Genomic DNA, 18,105 nt, shown 5'->3' with positions numbered 1-18,105 from the left:
GGCGAGAAAAGTGCCCTTCACACCGATGTGAAACGTGACGGGAGCTGGTCGCACTGTTGAAGCGCCGCCGCGAAACTGTCATGCAGGAAGGCTAGACGCTGCGCGACAATCCAGCGCGATTCCGCAAGACGGCAGGTTCAATCCGGAACCTGCAACAGAAAGAGCCACATGACCACGATCAGCCCTCCCCGCCTCGAAAAGCAGTCCTTCACCGACCCGGAGAAGGCTTGGGACTATCTGGCCGAGCTCTACCACCGGAATACCGGTTTCATTCGAGGCCACCTCGCCGCGCTGGCAAAGGGCATCATTCCCGACGGTAAGGTGCGCGCCTGCTATCCCCAGGTGGAAGTCCGCTCCACCAGCTACAGCAAGCACGAGAGCACCCTGCCCTATGGATTTCTCCACACGCCAGGGCTCTATCGTACCACGGTGACCGCGCCCGACCTGTTCCGCACCTATTTCCAGGAGCAGTTCATTGCCATCCTCAAGAACCATGGCGGCACGATCGACATCACCGAGAGCGATACGCCCATTCCGCTGCACTTCGCCGTCAATCCCAGCGAGCGCATCGATGGCGAGGCCCTGAACGCCCTCAACATTCCCTTGCGCGATGTGTTTGACGCGCCCGACCTCGGCAATACGGACGACGAGATCGCAAACGGCACCTTTGTGCCGCCCAAGGGCGGACCCTACCCGCTATCGGCGTTTACCGCGCCGCGCGTCGACTATTCGCTCTTTCGGCTGAGCCACTATACCGGCACAGACGCCCGCCATTTCCAGAACTTCGTCATCTTCACGAACTATGCCTTCTACATCGACGAGTTCTGCCGCATAGCCAAGCAGTACATGGCCGAAGGGCATCCGCACTACGAAAGCTTCATCGAGCCGGGCAACGTGGTGACGGACAATGCCCTGCGTGGCGGCAGCACGGCCGGCACGGCTCCGGTGCGCGCGCCGCAAATGCCCGCCTATCACCTGACTGCCGATCGCGGCCGGGGCATCACCATGGTCAATATCGGCGTGGGTCCGTCCAACGCCAAGACCATAACCGACCACATTGCCGTACTGCGCCCGCATGTCTGGATCATGCTCGGCCATTGCGCCGGCCTGCGCAATTCCCAGGAACTGGGTGACTATGTGCTGGCCCACGCCTATGTGCGCGAAGACCACGTGCTGGACGCCGACCTGCCCCTGACCGTGCCGGTGCCGGCATTGGCCGAAGTGCAGGTGGCGCTCGAACAGGCGGTGCACGAAATCACCGATACCGAGGGCATCGAGACCAAGAAGATCATGCGCACCGGCACGGTCGCGACCTTCGACAACCGCAACTGGGAGTTGCGCGACCAGGCCGAGATCGTGCGACAACTCAGCCAGTCCCGCGCCGTGGCGCTCGATATGGAAAGCGCGACCATTGCCGCCAACGGCTTCCGCTTCCGCGTACCCTATGGGACGCTACTCTGCGTGTCGGACAAGCCGCTGCATGGCGAACTGAAGCTGCCCGGCATGGCTTCCGACTTCTATCGCACCCAGGTTAATCGCCATCTGCAGATCGGGCTGCGGGCGATGGAAATCCTGCGCGACCAGCCCGCGGAGCGGCTGCACTCGCGGAAATTGCGCAGCTTTGCCGAGACGGCGTTCCAATAGCGATTGCACACGCCTCAGGGCGTTATGATGATCTTGCCGACATGGTCCCCATTGCCGAGGCGGCGGAACGCGGCTGCGCCCAGGGACAGCGGATAGATGCCATCGACGACGGGACGCACGAGGCCGGTAAGCGCTAGGCTGTCGGCGGGTGCGGCCTTGTAAACCAGCACGCCCAGCCTGCGCTTGCGTCGGACCAAGCCCGACAAGGCGACGCCGATGAGACCGCCATAGGTACCGCCGATAGCGACGAAGTCGCCGCCCGGCCGCAGGCACCGGGCATAGTGCCGGGCAGGCCGATTGGCCACCATGTCGATGATCAGCGTGTAGCGATCGGCCACCGCGGTATAGTCGGTCCTGCGATAATCAAGGAAATCGTCCGCGCCCAGGGCCATGACGGCATCGCGCTTGTCGCCGCGATCGACCGCCACCACGCGCGCACCGATCTGCTTGGCCAGCTGGATGGCAAAGGTGCCAACGCCACCGGCTGCGCCGTTGACGAGCACGGTATCCGCCGGACCCAGATCGGGCCGCCTGCGGATCGCCTGCAGGGCAAGACTGCCGGCTTGCGGCAGGGCGGCAGCGTCTTCAAAGGACAGGCCCGCCGGCATCGGCGCAAGCGCGGATGCGGCGGCCACGACGAAATCGGCCAGACCGCCCCACTTGCCTTCGGAAAGATCGCCGAAGACCTTGTCGCCGACCGCGAATGCCGTCACCCCCTGCCCGACCGCCTCGATGGTTCCGGCGATATCGGCGCCCAGTGTGCGAAATGGCGGCTTGAACGGGCCCATGATCCGTCCCATCGGCGTGCCCGCCAATAGGTCCCAATCCCAGGAATTGAGCGACGCGGCATGGACGCGGACCAAGACCTCGCCCGCCTTGGGCTGCGGCATTGGAACCTCCTCCAGCCGAAGGACGTCCTCGGGCGCTCCATAGCGGTCCTGCACCAAGGCTCGCATCGTCCATCAACTCCTGCGGCGTTCGAAACGGAGGATCTCGCCCTCGTCCGGATCGATATAGGAGCCCGCGGCCAGAAAGCCACAGCGCCGGAGGACGCCTTGCGAAGCGGTGCCGTCGGCCAGTGTTTCGGCGCGGACGGCTGTTACCGTCTCGTCCCGGAAGGCACGCGCCACCAGCAGTTCCACGGCGTTGCTCGCAATGCCGCGGCGCTGGCACTCGGGAATGACGGAATAACCGATCTCGACGCTTCCATCGGCCGAAGGCGGGCCCTTGTATCCGCAAGTGCCACAGAGCTGGCCATCGGCCACGATGAACCAGGTGACCAGCCCGGGGCGCCAGGGTGCCGCTCCCTCATGCCGCGGATCCAGGCAAAGACTTCCGGCTCGTTGTAGAGCGGCGGCCATGAGCCAGGCGGCGCGACACCCAGCGCTTCGGCCAGCTTCGCGCTGCCGACTTCGACAGCGTCGAGCAGAAACGAATTCGCGGCGACAATGGTGACATTGCCGCCGCGTTCGATGAGGCGGTCGGGGCCGACCGCCAAGGGCTCAGCGGCCCTTGACGACCGAGTAGCCGGCATACTTGGCCGAGGTGCCCAGCTGCTCTTCGATACGGATCAACTGGTTGTACTTGGCAAGGCGATCCGAGCGGCTGAGCGAGCCGGTCTTGATCTGTCCACAATTGAGCGCGACCGCCAGGTCGGCAATGGTGGAGTCCTCGGTTTCGCCCGAGCGATGCGACATCACCGACGTGTAGCCGGCGCGGTGCGCGGTATCGACGGCGTTGAGCGTTTCGCTCAGCGAGCCGATCTGGTTGACCTTGACCAGGATCGAGTTGGCGACGCCCATCTTGATGCCCGAGACGAGGCGCTGCGTATTGGTGACGAAGAGGTCGTCGCCCACCAGTTGCACCTTCTTGCCGATGGCGTCGGTCAGGGCCTTCCAGCCCTCCCAATCGTCTTCGCCCATGCCGTCTTCGATGGTGATGATGGGATAGCGATTGGCCAGGTCTTCGAGGAAGCGCACGTTCTCTTCCGAGGAGAGCGACTTGCCCTCGCCTTCCATCTCGTACTTGCCGCCCTTGTAGTATTCCGTCGCCGCGCAATCGAGGCCTAGGAAGATGTCCTCGCCCGGCTTGTAGCCGGCTTTTTCGATCGAGCGCATGATGAAGCCCAGCGCGTCGTCGGCCGACTTGAGGTTGGGCGCGAAACCGCCTTCGTCGCCAACGGCTGTGTTGTGGCCTTCGGCCGACAGGCCCTTCTTGAGGGTGTGGAAGATTTCCGAGCCGATGCGCACGGCGTCGGCAAGGTTTTCCGCGCCCGCCGGCAGGATCATGAATTCCTGCATGTCGATCGGGTTGTCGGCATGCTGGCCGCCATTGATGATGTTCATCATCGGCACCGGCAGGACATGGGCGTTCGGTCCGCCGATATAGCGGTAGAACGGCAGCTCGCTAGACTCCGCGGCGGCCTTGGCAACGGCCAGGGAGACGCCCAGGATGGCGTTAGCGCCCAGCCGGCCCTTGTTGGGCGTGCCGTCAAGCTCGATCATCGCCTGGTCGACCCCAAGCTGGTCGAGCGCGTCCATGCCCTGGATTTCGTCTGCAATCACCGAATTGACGTTTTCGACCGCCTGGGTCACGCCCTTGCCGGAATACTTCTTGCCGCCATCGCGCAGCTCCACGGCTTCGTGCGCGCCGGTCGACGCGCCCGAGGGCACAGCCGCGCGGCCGAAGCTCCCGTCATCCAGCACCACATCGACTTCGACCGTGGGATTGCCGCGGCTATCGTAGATCTGGCGGCCGGTGACATGGATGATTGAAGACATGGAAAGCCCTTTTCCGGTGGGAATTGCACAGCGTTGCGCCTGTCTAGACGCAGAGTGTGACGAGGAAAAGGGGCAGCTTGCAAATAATTGCCTCACGCCGCAGCAGGGCGTTGCCGGGTCATGAAGCAGGCGGCCGGGGGCTGATCGTTACGACCAGTCCCAAGTGATGAATTCGTAGCCATTGCGCTGGAAGATCTCATCGCGCACCGCCGGGTCGATTTCGGGCACGGGCCTGCCCTGCATTCGCATTTCCTCGAAGGCTGCCGCGTCGGTCGCGGGCGCAAAGATGTTGGCGAGTTGCCCCTCTTCCGCGCCAATGTTGCGCCAGCCATGGATCGACCCGCGCGGGATGAAAACCCAGGCGCCCGCCGAAACCTGCATCTGCGTTTCACCCAGGCGAAAGGAAAACTCTCCGCGCTGCACAAGGAGCACTTCGTCGCTGTTACGGTGCCGGTGGAGCGGGGTTCCCGCTCCTGCAGGCACGGTTTCCTCGAAAACGGCGATGCTGCAGCCCGTATCCTGGCTGAGCAGCTTGAATACAGCTGGACGGCCGGGCTCCATGTTCCAGGTATTTCCAGCACCGGGTGCTACGACATATCCTGTTGCGTCCACCATCGCTCGCCCCTCCACACTGGCCGATTGTCGCGAGATGCCCCCTCGGCCGTCAAGTCTGGTGGATGCAGGCTTGCGGCCATTGCCTCTTCGGGTTACCCCTATTTGTATTAGCGATAACGCAGCGAGCAATCATGACCAAGCCGTTCATCACACAGGTCGCCCATACCTGTATTTTCGCCCACGACCTGGCGGCAACAGAGGCCTTCTATCGCGACGTTTTCGGCATCGCCAAGGCGTTCGACTTCAAGCGCGGCGAGGACTGGATCGGCTTCTATCTCGACCTGGGCCAGCGCAGCTTCATCGAGGTGTTCCGCAAGGCGGAATCGAGTTTTGACGAGAAGAACCAGATCAACCACATCTGCCTTGAGACTGAGGATATCGATGGGCTGCTGGCGCATGTGCGCAGCCAGGGCATCGAGATTACCGACAAGAAGCTTGGCGTCGACGGCACCTGGCAGGCCTGGACCAAGGACCCCAACGGCGTGAAGCTGGAGATCTTCCAGTACACCGCCGACAGCATGCAGTTTCAGCCCAAGGGCGGCGTCTGCCAGGTGAACTGGTAGGCCCACTAGGCGGATCAGCGCCCTTGTACCTGGCCGTCGGAGATAAGCCAGGTGACCGCCTCCTGCGCGGCTTCGAGCGAGGTGTAGCGCGGCGCGTAGCCGAGCAGCCGCCGGCCCTTTTCGATCGAACAGTTGGGCGATCGGGCGATATGCTCCCAGGTCGCCTTGGCTTCGTCGGCGTCCTGCGACTTCGCCCATTCCTCGAACCCGGCAAAGCTGAGCCTGGGCTCATGGCCAAACCAGCGATACATCGCCTCGGCATAGCCGCGAAGCGTTACGGCAGCGTCCGAGACGGCGTGGAAGCTCTCGCCGACCGCCGCGGACCGCGTGTCGATGGCCCGCATAACCACCTGCGCCACGTCATCGGCATGCACATGGTGCACCGTTTCAAGCCCGAAATTGGGCAGCGGCAGCGTGTCGCCGCGAGCGATGGTGCTGAACACGGCAGGATTGAAATGTCCGGCCGGGTTGAGCGGCGCCCAGCCGGGACCGACGATATGGCCCGGGTGCACGATGGTGGCGGGGAACCCGCGCATCCTGGCGCGCGACAGAAGGTCCGCTTCTATCGCGGCCTTGGCAGTGCCGTAGTCGCCAAAGGGAAACTTGGCTGCCGATTCCGGGGTCGGAACGACCGTTGCGTGGCCATGCGTCCAGATGGTGCCGATATGGATGAAGTGGCTGACCCCACCCTCGAGGGCATCGGCAATCTGACAATTGCTGGCCTCGGTAAAGCAGATCAGGTCCACCACGATATCCGCGCCCAGGGCTGCAATGGCTTGGCCGAACCGGCCCTTTGGCTCCTCGGCCTCGCGATCGATGGTCACCGATGTGACATGGCGCCAGACGGCGCTCTGCTGGTAGGGCCTGGCAACGCCGCGGCTGATTGCGGTGACGTCGTGGCCCGCCATGACCAGACGCGGTATCAGATAGGTGCCGATATGCCCGGTGGCGCCAATGACGACGACCTTGCTCATTTCGGCGCGTCCTTCTTGTGACCGTCCATATGCTTGTCGGCCAGAGCCTTCTCGCTCGCCCGCCGCAGTTTTTCCGCCTTGGTCTGCCCGAACAGCGCACGGTTCTGCTGCGCTTGCGCCTCCTTGTCAGCACGAGCCTTTTGCTTGCGGGCGTTACGAAGATTGATGATCTCGGCCATGGTGGGACTCTCGGTTCGTCCGACCAGAGATAGCACGAGAATAGGTCAATAGACGAAGAGGCAATAAATCGGGATGACGGTACCCTTCCGCGTTCTGATATCGACCGCATAGGCATACTCGTCCTCGAGCATTCTGGCGCTCTGCACGACGGCGCCAGACGAAATATGTTCGGTAAAAGCGTTATCGAACTTCACGTCGGCGGGATCGGAGATGTCGAGCGGATACCACGCGTCGACGGTGGCATCCGCGTTGAGGAAACCAAAGCTGGTCGGCTCATCGATCCGCAGCGTGCCCTCGTAGGTTTGCGGCCCGTCGCGGTCCGACAGGCATTCGAAGTCCCCGAGCAATGGGGCGGCGGCGGCCGGTGACAATGCGGCGACCAGAAAACCGGTAACAAACAAGGTACGGATCATGGGACCTCACTCCTGAGACCCCAAGATGGCTTGCCTTAGTTCAGCAGCCTACCCCTGTTTCCGGGTGTCGCTGTCGTCAGACCAAGCGGCTCTGCTCCATCGCGGCGGCAATGAAGCTGGCGAAGAGCGGATGCGGCTCGAAGGGCTTGGATTTGAGTTCCGGATGGAACTGCACGCCGATGAACCAGGGATGGTCGGTGCGCTCGACGATCTCGGGCAGCTTGCCGTCCGGGGAGACGCCGGAGAACAGCAGGCCATTCTTCTCGAGCAGCTTGCGGTAATCCATGTTCACTTCGTAGCGGTGACGGTGGCGCTCCGAAATGCGCGTCGAGCCATAGATGTCAGCGACGCGGGAGCCGCGTGTCAGTTGAGCCGGATAGGCCCCCAGTCGCATCGTGCCACCGAGATCGCCCTCGGCGGAGCGGCTCTCGGTCTCGTTGCCCTTTACCCACTCGGTCATCATGCCCACGATCGGCTCCTTGGTCGGGCCGAACTCGGTAGACGAGGCATTCTTGATGCCGGCGGTATTGCGGGCCGCCTCGACGCAGGCCATCTGCATGCCGAAGCAGATGCCGAAATAGGGCACGTCCTTGACGCGGGCGAAGCGGGCCGCCTCGATCTTGCCGGCCGAGCCGCGCTCGCCGAACCCGCCAGGCACCAGGATGCCGTGGACATGCTCGAGATAGGGCGCCGGGTCGTCCCGCTCGAACACCTCGCTGTCGATCCACTGCAGGTTGACCTTGACCTTGTTGGCGATGCCGCCATGGGTCAGGGCTTCGCTGAGCGACTTATAGGCGTCCTTGAGGCCGGTATACTTGCCCACGATGGCGATATTGACCTCGCCTTCCGGGTTGTGAAGTCGGGTCGAGACATCCTGCCAGGCGCTGAGATCGGGCTCCGGTGCGTCGGTGATACCGAAGGACGCAAGGATTTCGCGATCGAGGCCTTCCTTGTGGTAAGCCAGCGGCACGTCATAGATCGAGCCGACGTCGAGGCCCTGGATGACGGCGCTTTCACGCACATTGCAGAAGAGGCTGAGCTTCTTCTTCTCGCCCTCCGGAATCGGGCGGTCGCAGCGCACCAGCAATACGTCGGGAGCGATGCCGATGGAGCGCAGCTCCTTGACCGAGTGCTGGGTCGGCTTGGTCTTGAGCTCGCCGGCCGAAGGAATATAGGGCATCAGCGTCAGATGCAGGTAGCAGGTGTGGCCACGCGGCAGGTCATTGCCCAACTGGCGGATCGCCTCGAAGAACGGCAGGCCCTCGATATCACCCACCGTGCCGCCGATCTCGACCAGCACGAAATCGAAGTCGTCATTGCCCTCGATGACGAAATTCTTGATGGCATCGGTGACATGCGGGATGACCTGCACGGTGGCGCCCAGATATTCGCCACGGCGCTCCTTGGCGAGAATGTCCGAATAGATGCGGCCGGTGGTGATGTTGTCGCGCTTGGTGGCGGCGCGGCCGGTGAAGCGCTCGTAGTGCCCCAAGTCGAGATCGGTCTCGGCGCCATCATCGGTGACGAACACCTCGCCATGCTGGGTGGGCGACATCGTGCCCGGATCGATGTTGAGATAGGGGTCGAGCTTCCTCAGGCGGACCTTGTAGCCACGCGCTTGCAGAACGGCGCCGAGCGCCGCCGATGCAAGACCTTTACCCAATGAGGAGACCACGCCTCCGGTGATGAATACGTACCGAGCCATGGGCGTTCACCTTAATCACATCATCGTCGATTCGTAGAGCTGGTCACCGGCTCTACACAAAAAGAAGAAGGGGATGTTTCCATCCCCCTCTTTGGTCTCGTCAGTTGGTCGCCGGAGCGGCCGGCGTTTGGGCCGGCGTCTCCGCCGGAGCATCGGGCACCGGCGCCGTCGTGGTGGCTTCCGGAGTTGCCGCCGGCGCAGCATCGGCGGCCGGTGCCGTTTCGGTCGTGGCGGGAGCCACGGCGTCCGTGGTCGCGGGCGCCTCGGTAACCGGGACCGGCAGGTCCGATGCAGAAGCGTCGGGCTGCAGCGCGTTCAGCGCGTCCAGCACATTGGTCGGGGTTTCGCCGTCTTCCGTCGTGCTTGCGCCTTCCAGAATGCTGGACGTGCCGCGATCGAGTTCGGACAGAATGGTGAGGCCAATAGCCGTGGCGAAAAAAAGTGTCGCCAGAATCGCCGTGGTGCGGGTCAGCAAGTTGGCGGAGCCGCGCGCGGTCATGAAACCACCGCCGCCACCACCGCCAATGCCCAACGCGCCACCCTCGGAACGCTGCAGCAGGATCACTGCGATCAGCGCGAGGACGATCAGCAAATAGGCCACAATCAGGACGTTTGCCATTGTGTCTCAGTCTATCGGTCTAAGCAAAGATGCGGCGTCATACACGCCTCGCGTGGCAAATGCCAGAGCCCGACGGGATTTTCCGCCGGGCTTGAGCCGTCGCGAGACTACACCGCGGAAATAATGGTGGCGAAGTCCTTTGCCAAGAGGCTGGCCCCGCCCACCAGGCCACCGTTGACATTGTCGAGGGCCAGGATTTCGCGGGCATTCTGCGGCTTGAGCGAACCGCCGTAGAGAATGTGGATGCCCTGCCCCTTGTCGCCGAAGCGATCCACCAGCTGGCGCCGGATCGAATTGTGCATCTGGGCGATGTCGTCGTTGCTCGGCGTGCGACCGGTACCGATGGCCCAGACCGGTTCATAGGCAATAATCACGTCATGCTGACCGGCGGCATCGGGAATGGAGCCGGCAAGCTGTGCGGCAACCACCGATTCAGCGCGGCCACTGTCCCGCTCCGCCTCCGTCTCACCCACGCAGATGATGGGCTTGAGGCCAGCGCCGATGGCCGCTTCGGCCTTGGAGCGAACCAGGTCATCGGTTTCACCATGCGCAGCACGGCGCTCGGAGTGGCCGACGATCACATATTGAGCACCGGCATCGGCAAGCATGCCGGCAGCAATATCGCCTGTATAGGCGCCGTGGGCAGCCGGGTGACAGTCCTGGCCACCTGCCAAAATGCCCGACGTGGCCCCCTGGCGCGCAACCGCCGCAAGGATTGTCGCGGGAGGGCAGACCACGACGATGGCACGTGGCGCGTCCCCGGTTGTCAGGATGCCCGCGAGAGCCGTCAACTCGTCCAGCGAAGCCCTCACGCCATTCATTTTCCAGTTCCCTGCGATCAGCGGCGTTATTGTCGTTGTCACTCTTTGCTCCTGCTGCCTCTTGCACCGGGCCAAGGATTGCCCTAACCCCGGCTGTCAAAATGGATTACTAGTGCCCTCCCGCTGGCGCGGTAAAGCCTCGTGTTGCCCAACTGGAACGTCTCAGATGCTCGATAGTTTGCGTGTTTTTGCAAAATCCTGGCCCGGCAAGATCATGGGCGCGTGTCTGCTGGTGGGTCTGGCGGGCTTCGGCATCAACAATGTGATTGCCGATCTGGGCAGCAATACCGTCGCACGCGTGGGCAACGAGGACATCAACTCGCGGGAGTTCCTGAGGGCCTATCAGAGCCAGCTCAACCAGGTTGCCCAGCAGTTCGGCTCCATGCCGACGCCGCAGGAGGCGATGAGCCTGGGCATCCCCGCGACGGTGCTGCAGAACCTGGCGCAGGATGCGGCGCTCAATCAGCTCGCCAGCAATTTCGGACTGGGTGTTTCGCAGAGGAAGCTCAGCGAGATGCTGCGCGAGGATCCCTCGTTCCAGAACGCGCTGGGCACCTTCAACGCGGACAATTTCCGCCAGGTGCTGCAGGCCAGCGGACTGACCGAGGCCGAGTATTTCGATGACCAGAGCAACGCAGCGCGGCGCCAGCAGCTGATCCTCAGCCTTTTTGGCGACACCAAGCTGCCCGAGACCGCTGCCAGCCTCATCAACCGTTACGTGGCCGATCAGCGGACCATCGAGTATTTCACCCTGGGCGAGACCAATGTGGAAACTCCGGCCGCCCCGACCGAGGACGAGCTGAAGGCCTATCTCGCCGAGCACCAGGCCGAGTTCCGCACCGTCGAGACTCGCAAGGTGCAGATGCTGCGCCTGTCGGCAGCCGACCTGGCCCAGACCAAGGTTGCGGACATCACCGACGATGCCATCGCGGCCGAGTATGAGCGGACCAAGGCGACACTGACCAAGCCGGAGCGCCGGACCATCCAGCAGGTGGTGCTCAACGACGAGCAGGTCGCAGCCTTCGAGGCAGGCCTTGCCGCGGGGACGCCGTTCGAGACGCTCGTGTCCGAGGCTGGATTGACGGCAACCGACCTCGGTTCGCTGACACAGGCCGAAATCAACGATGCCGGGCTGGCCAGCGCGGCGTTTGGGCTGGCCCAGGGCGCCTTTGTCGTCATCGACGGTGTCGCAGGCAAGCGGGCGATCCATGTCTCCGCTATCGAGGCCGGCGGCGTGCCTGCACTGGACGAGGTGCGCGATCAGATCGCCGAGAACCTGGCGCTGGCCGCGGCACGCAATGAGCTGGCCGACGTACAGGACCAGATCGAAGAACTGCGCGCCGCTTTCCGCCCGCTCACCGAGATCGCCGAGCGGTTCAAGCTCGACCTCTATGAAGCCGACGTGACCTCCGGCGGCACCGAGTTGAGCGTGATCCCCGATCTTGCCACCGAAGATGCGCCGCGCGTCACCCAGGCCATCTTCAAGGCGGAACAGGGCGCGCTGACGGCTGCTATCCCGCTGTCGGGCAATGCCAACCTGTGGTTCGACCTCAACGCCATCGAGCCGGCCCGCGACCAGACGCTGGATGAGGTGCGCGAGCAACTGACCACGACCATGACCACCGAACGCGTCAACAACGCCATCATCGCGGCCCAGGCCGAGGCCGTGAAGCGGCTCGATGCCGGCGAGGCGATTGCCGATGTTGCCGCTTCCTACAATGTCTTCCCGCAGTTGAGCGCACCCTTCACCCGCTTCGGCTCGGAGGACGGCACCATCGACGGCGCCCTGGCCTCCGCCGCCTTCGCCGGCGATGCGAGCCATCACGGCTCCGCCGTGACCCAGTCGGGTGAGTTCGTCGTGTTCCAGGTCACCGAACTGACCGAAGCCACCGCCCCGCTCGAAGCCTCGGCTGCCGCCACGCTCGAGAACGAGGCGCGCATCGGCATCTACGGCGACTTCGTCACCGCCGTTCGCGACGACGCGCGCATGACCATCAACCAGCAGACCCTGCAGCAGGTGCTGGCCGTCAATACCGGCCTCTGACCGACAGGCAGGCCTTCACCCAAACTGGATACGACAACGATGGGCGACGACTTCTATCAGCGCTTTTCCGAGCAATACGATGCTGGGAAGTCGCAGATCGTCTGGCGCCGCATCGTGGCCGATCTCGAAACGCCCGTCGGGACATATCTGAAGCTTGCGCAGGACCGGAGGAACACGTTCCTGCTCGAATCCGTGCAGGACGGCACGACGCGCGGCCGCTACTCGATCATCGGCAGCCAGCCGGACGTGATCCTCAAGGTCGAGGCCGGACAGGCCTCGATCAACCGCGCCGCGCAGATCGACGAGACCGCCTTCCAGCCACTGGCCGACCTGCCGCTTGACGCCCTGCGCAACCTGGTGGCCGACAGCAAGATCGACGTACCGCCCGGGCTGCCGCCGCAGTCCGCAGGTATCTACGGCTTCCTGGGCTATGAGATGGTCCGCTACATGGAAGTGCTACCCAACAGCAATCCGGACCACCTGCAACTGCCCGAGGCCACGCTGATGCGGCCCTCGCTGCTGGCGATCTTCGATACGCTCAAGGACGAACTCTACCTGACCGCGCCGGTTTATGTACGCCAGGGTGTCTCGGCCAAGCAGGCCTATGAAGCCGCCGAAGCCCGCATCGACGACGCGATCAGCCGCCTTGGGCGCGCCCTTCCGACCACCACCGCCCTGCCCGATCTGGAATCCATCGCTGTCACCAGCAACACCTCGAAAGACGCGTATTTCGAGATGGTTGCGCGGGCCAAGGACTACATTACCGCCGGCGACATCTTCCAGGTGGTGCTGAGCCAGCGCTTCGAGGCCGAGTTCACGCTGCCTCCGACCGCGCTCTATCGCGCGCTGCGCCGGACCAATCCCAGCCCATATATGTACTTCCTCGATTTCGGTGACTTTGCCGTCGCCGGATCGAGCCCGGAAATCCTGGTGCGAGTGCAGGATGGCGAGGTCACCATTCGGCCCATCGCCGGAACCCGCAAGCGCGGTTCTACCCCGACGCGCGACCAGGAACTGGCAGCCGAGCTGCTGGCCGATCCCAAGGAACTGGCCGAACACCTGATGCTGCTCGACCTCGGCCGCAACGACGTGGGCCGTGTCGCCAAGACCGGCACGGTCAAGGTCACCGACAAGTTCTTCCTCGAATATTATTCCCACGTCATGCACATCGTTTCCAACGTCGTGGGCGTGCTGGACCCCAAATACGACTTCGTCGACGCCCTCTCGGCCGGCTTCCCGGCCGGTACGGTGTCCGGCGCGCCGAAAGTGCGGGCGATGGAAATCATCGACGAGCTGGAGAAGTCGCGTCGCGGCATCTATGGCGGCTGCGTCGGCTATTTCGGCGCCGACGGCACCATGGATACCTGCATCGTGCTGCGCACCGCCATCCTCAAGGATGGCAAGCTCTATGTGCAGTCGGGCGCCGGCATCGTCGCCGACAGCAAGCCCGAACTCGAACAGCTCGAATGCGAAAACAAGGCCCGCGCCCTTTTCAGCGCCGCCGAGGAAGCGCTACGCTATGCTGGCGAGGCGAGGATCGGGCAATGACGGCGCAGTCAACCTTTCAACAACGATGGCGGAACTGGTTCTAACCACCGAACCTGTTCCCATTGCCGCGCTGGAGCCAATAAATGACCCGCACGCTCGTCATCGATAACTACGACAGCTTTACCTACAACCTTGTCCACTTCCTGGGCGAACTGGGTGCCGACATTACCGTGCACCGCAACGACAAGATCACCCTCGACGAAATTGCCGCCATAGCGCCCGAGGCGATCGTTCTGTCGCCCGGTCCCTGCACGCCCAACGAGGCCGGCATCTGCCTGGCACTGATCGACCGCTTCAAGGGCGAGGTACCCATTCTGGGCGTATGCCTGGGCCATCAGGCCATTGGCCAGGCCATGGGCGGCGATGTGATCCGGGCGCCGCATCTCGTCCACGGCAAGACGTCCAAAATCCACCATACCGGCAAGGGCCTGTTCCGCGGGCTGAACAACGACTTCGAGGCGACGCGCTACCACAGCCTGATCGTCAAGCAGGACACTCTGCCCGATGTGCTGGAGGTCACCGCCACCACCGATGACGGCCTGATCATGGGCATGCAGCACAAGAGCCTGCCCGTGCACGGCGTGCAGTTCCATCCCGAGAGCATCGCCAGCGAAAACGGCCATGCCCTGCTGCAGAATTTCCTGAACCTGGCCCGCGACTTCAACCAGAAGCGAGCGGCGTGATGGACATCAAGGCAGCGCTCAACAAGATCGCCAATCGCAGGGACCTGACCGGCGAAGAAATGCGCGGCGTCATGCGCACCATCATGGCCGGCGAAGCCACGCCCAGCCAAATCGGCGCCTTCCTGATGGGTATGCGCGTCAAGGGCGAAACGGTGGTGGAAATCGCCGCCGCCGTCTCGATCCTGCGCGAGCAGATGATCCCGGTATCGGCGCCGGAGCACGCCGTCGACATCGTCGGCACTGGCGGCGACGAGGCCGGTACGCTCAACATTTCCACCGCCAGCGCCATCGTCGTAGCGGCCTGCGGAGTGCCAGTCGCCAAGCATGGCAATCGCGCCCTGTCGTCCAAATCGGGCGCCTCGCAGGTGCTCGAGGCCCTGGGGGTCAAACTTGATCTCACGCCGGCTGAAATCGGCGCCAGCGTCGACACGGCCGGCATCGGTTTCATGTTCGCGCCGATGCACCATCCCGCAATGAAGCATGTGGGTCCCTCGCGCAGCGAAATGGGGACGCGGACCCTGTTCAATCTGCTGGGTCCGCAATCGAACCCGGCTGGCGTCCGGCGCTATCTGCTCGGCGTCTATGCCGAGGAATGGGTGGAGCCGGTTGCCGCGGCGCTGCTGGCCAACCGCGCCGTCAAGGCCTGGGTGGTGCATGGCAGCGATGGGCTTGACGAAATCACCACGACCGGACCGACGCACATCGCCCAGATCGAAGGCGGCAGCCTCACGACGTTCGAGATCACGCCAGAACAATATGGCCTGCCGCGCGCCACGCTGGACGACCTGCGCGGCGGCGACCCGGCCGACAACGCACGCGCCATGACCGCGCTGCTCGACGGCGCGCCTGGGGCGTATCGTGATATCGTGCTGCTCAACAGCGCCGCCGCCTTGTTTGTGGCCGATCGCGTGGACACAATAGACACCGGCATTGCCCTGGCGCGCGCCGCCATCGATTCCGGCAAAGCCAAACAGACACTCGCCCGCCTCGTGGCGGTATCGAACGGACGCGAGCCATGAGCGACATCCTCCAGCAGATCGAAGCCTATAAGCGCGAGGAGATCGCCGCTGCCAAGGCCATGCGCCCATGGGCGGAAGTGGTCGCGCAAGCCCATGACCAGCCCGCCCCGCGCGGCTTCATACGCGCTATCAAGGCCAAGCGGGCGCAGGGGCATTATGCCCTGATTGCGGAGGTGAAAAAGGCCAGTCCCTCCAAGGGCCTGATCCGCGCCGATTTCGACCCGGCCGAGATTGCCCGCTCGTACGAAATGGCCGGCGCCGCCTGCCTGTCGGTCCTGACGGACCGTCCCGGCTTCCAGGGCTCGCCGAGCTACCTGATCGAAGCCCGCGCCGCCACGCAACTGCCCGTGCTGCGCAAGGACTTCCTCTTCGAGACCTACCAGGTCGCCGAAGCCCGGGCCTGGGGCGCCGATTGCATCCTGATCATTCTCGCCGCCGTCGGCGACGACGTGGCCCGCTACCTGCTGGACGCGGCCGAAGAATGGAAGATGGATGCCCTGGTCGAGGTGCACGACCAGCTGGAGCTCGATCGCGCCTTGGCGCTCGGGGCCGAGTTCATCGGCATTAACAACCGCAATCTGCGCACCTTCGAGACGACCCTCGAAACATCGATCAACCTGGCGGTCGGCATCCCCAAGAGCACGCTTCTGGTCAGCGAGAGCGGCATCGTCAATCATGACCACGTCGTCATGCTGGATCAGCGGGCCGGCATCGGCACCTTCCTCGTCGGCGAGAGCCTGATGCGGCAGGACGACGTCGTGGCCGCCACCCGCGCGCTGCTGATGGGCGCCCCGCAGGCTGTGCGCTGATGGCCCCGGGCCTCACCCACCTCAATGCCAAGGGCGAGGCGCATATCGTCGACATCGGTGACAAGGCGGTTACGCGTCGACGCGCCGTGGCGCAGGCTCGTATAGTAGGGCAACCGGAAACGGTCGCCACCATCATGGGTGGAGGCCTCAAGAAGGGTGACGCCCTGGCGGTGGCCCGCATCGCCGGCATCATGGCCGCCAAGAAAACCTCGGAGCTCATTCCGCTCTGCCACCCGATCCCGCTGACCAAGGTCAGTGTGGACATCGAAGCCGATGGTGCTGACGCCATATTGATCCACGCCACGGCCGAAACGACGGGGCAAACGGGCGTTGAAATGGAAGCACTCGTCGCTGCCTCCACTGCAGCCCTGACCCTTTATGACATGGCCAAGGCCATCGACCGCGGCATGGTCGTCACCGACATGTGCCTCCTCGAAAAATCCGGCGGCAAATCCGGCGATTTTACCCGCTCATGAGCCTGCTTCCCGTCGACGACGCCATTGCCGCCATCCTGCAGCGCGTACCGGCGCCAACGGCCGAACGGGTGCCCCTTTCCCAGGCTGGCGGAAGGGTTCTGGCCGAGCCCCTGATTGCCGCCCACGACCAGCCGCCTTTCCATGCCAGCGCCATGGACGGTTATGCCCTGCGGGCGGCCGACGTGGTCGAGGGGCATCGCCTCTCCCTCATCGGCACATCGCAGGCTGGTGCCGGCTTTTCCGGACGGGTCGCCCCAGGTGAGGCCGTCCGCATCTTCACCGGAGCTCCGGTGCCAGAGGGCGCCGATACCGTCATCATGCAGGAAGAGGCCCTCGTCGACGGCAGCCATGTTTCGTTCACGGCGCCCGCGCGTCCCGGTCACAGCGTGCGGCCGCGGGGTAACGATTTTGCGCGCGGTCAACAGCTGATCGCGCCGGGCACACGCATGGGTGCGATGCAATTGTCGGTAGCTGCCGCTGCCAACAGCGCCATACTTAACGTCGCCAGGCGCCCGCGCATCGCCCTGCTGGCCACTGGGGACGAACTGGTTCTGCCAGGCGACCCACTGGGACCCGACCAGATCGTCGCCTCCAACAGCTACGGCCTCGCCCCCCTGCTCTCCCCCTATGCGCAGAGCGTTGATGATCACGGCATCGTCGGGGATGAGCGGGCAAAACTGCGCTCGAAGCTGGCGGACATCTTTGCTGGCGACCTCGATATCCTGATCACGACGGGCGGCGCCAGCGTCGGCGACCATGATATCGTCCAGGAGCTCCTGCTCGAGATGGGCGTGACCCTGGACTTCTGGCGCATCAACATGCGGCCGGGCAAGCCGCTGATGTTTGGCACCCGTGGCAAAACCCTGGTTTTCGGCCTGCCGGGTAATCCGGTATCGGCCATGGTCACGGCGATCGTCTTCATCAAGCCCGCTCTCCGCCGCTGGCTTGGATACGCTGAACCACCAACCTGGCGGTTGCCGCTCGCCGCCGCAACGCCGCCAAATACCGCGCGACGCCATTTCATGCGCGCCCGCCTCGTGCACACGCCCAACGGCCCGCAGCTCGAACCGATCGCCCAGACCGACAGCGGACACACCTCGTCCCTGGGCGGCGCCAACATGTTGATCATCCAGCCAGAGGGTGATCCGGGGCAACCTGCGGGAACCACAATCGAAGCCCTGTCCATCGACGCGTTCTGACAGTCCAACTGGG

Annotated in this window: 19 protein-coding genes; 9 read left to right on the top strand and 10 right to left on the bottom strand. The window is 63.9% G+C overall.

Annotation, left to right across the window (positions count from 1 at the left end):
* Window positions 1-168 precede the first annotated feature (168 nt).
* Window positions 169-1,644 carry an AMP nucleosidase gene (locus tag JI749_RS11335; RefSeq protein ID WP_201653679.1) on the top strand — a complete coding sequence of 492 codons (1,476 nt, stop codon included), beginning with the start codon at window positions 169-171 and terminating at the stop codon, window positions 1,642-1,644.
* 14 nt (window positions 1,645-1,658) lie between these two features.
* On the opposite strand, the gene JI749_RS11330 is transcribed toward JI749_RS11335, so the two are convergent.
* The 4 genes from JI749_RS11330 to JI749_RS11315 form a co-directional block, all read right to left on the bottom strand.
* Complete coding sequence (locus JI749_RS11330) at window positions 1,659-2,534, bottom strand: NAD(P)-dependent alcohol dehydrogenase (RefSeq protein ID WP_201653676.1); 876 nt, start codon at window positions 2,532-2,534, stop codon at window positions 1,659-1,661.
* A 72-nt stretch (window positions 2,535-2,606) separates the two neighbouring features.
* The gene (locus JI749_RS11325) at window positions 2,607-3,005 is read right to left on the bottom strand and encodes a GNAT family N-acetyltransferase (RefSeq protein ID WP_201653673.1); all 399 of its coding nucleotides are present in this window, start codon (window positions 3,003-3,005) and stop codon (window positions 2,607-2,609) included.
* A 141-nt stretch (window positions 3,006-3,146) separates the two neighbouring features.
* Window positions 3,147-4,424, bottom strand: a complete 1,278-nt coding sequence (gene eno, locus JI749_RS11320; protein WP_201653670.1) for a phosphopyruvate hydratase — start codon at window positions 4,422-4,424, stop codon at window positions 3,147-3,149.
* A 147-nt stretch (window positions 4,425-4,571) separates the two neighbouring features.
* A complete protein-coding gene (locus tag JI749_RS11315) occupies window positions 4,572-5,039 on the bottom strand; it encodes a cupin domain-containing protein (protein WP_201653667.1) in 468 nt (155 codons plus the stop codon).
* 131 nt (window positions 5,040-5,170) lie between these two features.
* On the opposite strand from JI749_RS11315, the gene JI749_RS11310 reads away from it, so the two are divergent.
* A complete protein-coding gene (locus JI749_RS11310; protein ID WP_201653664.1) occupies window positions 5,171-5,602 on the top strand; it encodes a VOC family protein in 432 nt (143 codons plus the stop codon).
* A gap of 14 nt (window positions 5,603-5,616) precedes the next feature.
* On the opposite strand, the gene JI749_RS11305 is transcribed toward JI749_RS11310, so the two are convergent.
* The 6 genes from JI749_RS11305 to tpiA all read right to left on the bottom strand — a co-directional run bounded on the left by JI749_RS11305 (window position 5,617) and on the right by tpiA (window position 10,356).
* Window positions 5,617-6,576: an NAD-dependent epimerase/dehydratase family protein gene (locus JI749_RS11305; protein WP_201653661.1), complete on the bottom strand. Its 960-nt coding sequence runs from the start codon at window positions 6,574-6,576 to the stop codon at window positions 5,617-5,619.
* Window positions 6,573-6,755 carry a DUF4169 family protein gene (locus JI749_RS11300; protein WP_201653658.1) on the bottom strand — a complete coding sequence of 61 codons (183 nt, stop codon included), beginning with the start codon at window positions 6,753-6,755 and terminating at the stop codon, window positions 6,573-6,575. The genes JI749_RS11305 and JI749_RS11300 overlap by 4 nt, the downstream gene beginning before the upstream one ends.
* A 45-nt stretch (window positions 6,756-6,800) precedes the next feature.
* The gene (locus JI749_RS11295; RefSeq protein WP_201653655.1) at window positions 6,801-7,169 is read right to left on the bottom strand and encodes a hypothetical protein; all 369 of its coding nucleotides are present in this window, start codon (window positions 7,167-7,169) and stop codon (window positions 6,801-6,803) included.
* 76 nt (window positions 7,170-7,245) lie between these two features.
* Window positions 7,246-8,874 (bottom strand): CTP synthase, encoded by a 1,629-nt coding sequence (locus JI749_RS11290; RefSeq protein ID WP_201653652.1) that lies wholly within the window; start codon window positions 8,872-8,874, stop codon window positions 7,246-7,248.
* A gap of 100 nt (window positions 8,875-8,974) precedes the next feature.
* The gene (gene secG, locus JI749_RS11285) at window positions 8,975-9,493 is read right to left on the bottom strand and encodes a preprotein translocase subunit SecG (protein ID WP_201653648.1); all 519 of its coding nucleotides are present in this window, start codon (window positions 9,491-9,493) and stop codon (window positions 8,975-8,977) included.
* 107 nt (window positions 9,494-9,600) lie between these two features.
* Window positions 9,601-10,356, bottom strand: coding sequence for a triose-phosphate isomerase (tpiA, locus tag JI749_RS11280; protein ID WP_201653645.1), 756 nt, complete (start codon window positions 10,354-10,356; stop codon window positions 9,601-9,603).
* A gap of 124 nt (window positions 10,357-10,480) precedes the next feature.
* On the opposite strand from tpiA, the gene JI749_RS11275 reads away from it, so the two are divergent.
* The 7 genes from JI749_RS11275 (at window position 10,481) to JI749_RS11245 (ending at window position 18,092) form a co-directional block, all read left to right on the top strand.
* The gene (locus JI749_RS11275; protein ID WP_201653641.1) at window positions 10,481-12,358 is read left to right on the top strand and encodes a peptidylprolyl isomerase; all 1,878 of its coding nucleotides are present in this window, start codon (window positions 10,481-10,483) and stop codon (window positions 12,356-12,358) included.
* A gap of 39 nt (window positions 12,359-12,397) precedes the next feature.
* The gene (gene trpE / locus JI749_RS11270) at window positions 12,398-13,906 is read left to right on the top strand and encodes an anthranilate synthase component I (RefSeq protein ID WP_201653637.1); all 1,509 of its coding nucleotides are present in this window, start codon (window positions 12,398-12,400) and stop codon (window positions 13,904-13,906) included.
* Between the two features lie 83 nt (window positions 13,907-13,989).
* Window positions 13,990-14,589 carry an anthranilate synthase component II gene (locus tag JI749_RS11265; protein ID WP_201653634.1) on the top strand — a complete coding sequence of 200 codons (600 nt, stop codon included), beginning with the start codon at window positions 13,990-13,992 and terminating at the stop codon, window positions 14,587-14,589.
* A complete protein-coding gene (gene trpD / locus JI749_RS11260) occupies window positions 14,586-15,608 on the top strand; it encodes an anthranilate phosphoribosyltransferase (protein WP_407644879.1) in 1,023 nt (340 codons plus the stop codon). Before JI749_RS11265 ends, trpD begins: the two co-directional genes overlap by 4 nt.
* Window positions 15,605-16,417, top strand: coding sequence for an indole-3-glycerol phosphate synthase TrpC (gene trpC / locus JI749_RS11255; RefSeq protein ID WP_201653628.1), 813 nt, complete (start codon window positions 15,605-15,607; stop codon window positions 16,415-16,417). The genes trpD and trpC overlap by 4 nt, the downstream gene beginning before the upstream one ends.
* Window positions 16,417-16,893, top strand: a complete 477-nt coding sequence (gene moaC / locus JI749_RS11250; RefSeq protein ID WP_201653625.1) for a cyclic pyranopterin monophosphate synthase MoaC — start codon at window positions 16,417-16,419, stop codon at window positions 16,891-16,893. Before trpC ends, moaC begins: the two co-directional genes overlap by 1 nt.
* Window positions 16,890-18,092, top strand: a complete 1,203-nt coding sequence (locus tag JI749_RS11245) for a molybdopterin molybdotransferase MoeA (RefSeq protein WP_201653621.1) — start codon at window positions 16,890-16,892, stop codon at window positions 18,090-18,092. Before moaC ends, JI749_RS11245 begins: the two co-directional genes overlap by 4 nt.
* Window positions 18,093-18,105 lie beyond the last annotated feature (13 nt).

The organism is Devosia oryziradicis, assembly GCF_016698645.1.
Classification (GTDB): Bacteria; Pseudomonadota; Alphaproteobacteria; order Rhizobiales; family Devosiaceae; genus Devosia; species Devosia oryziradicis.
This window is presented reverse-complemented; position numbering and strand designations above follow the sequence as displayed.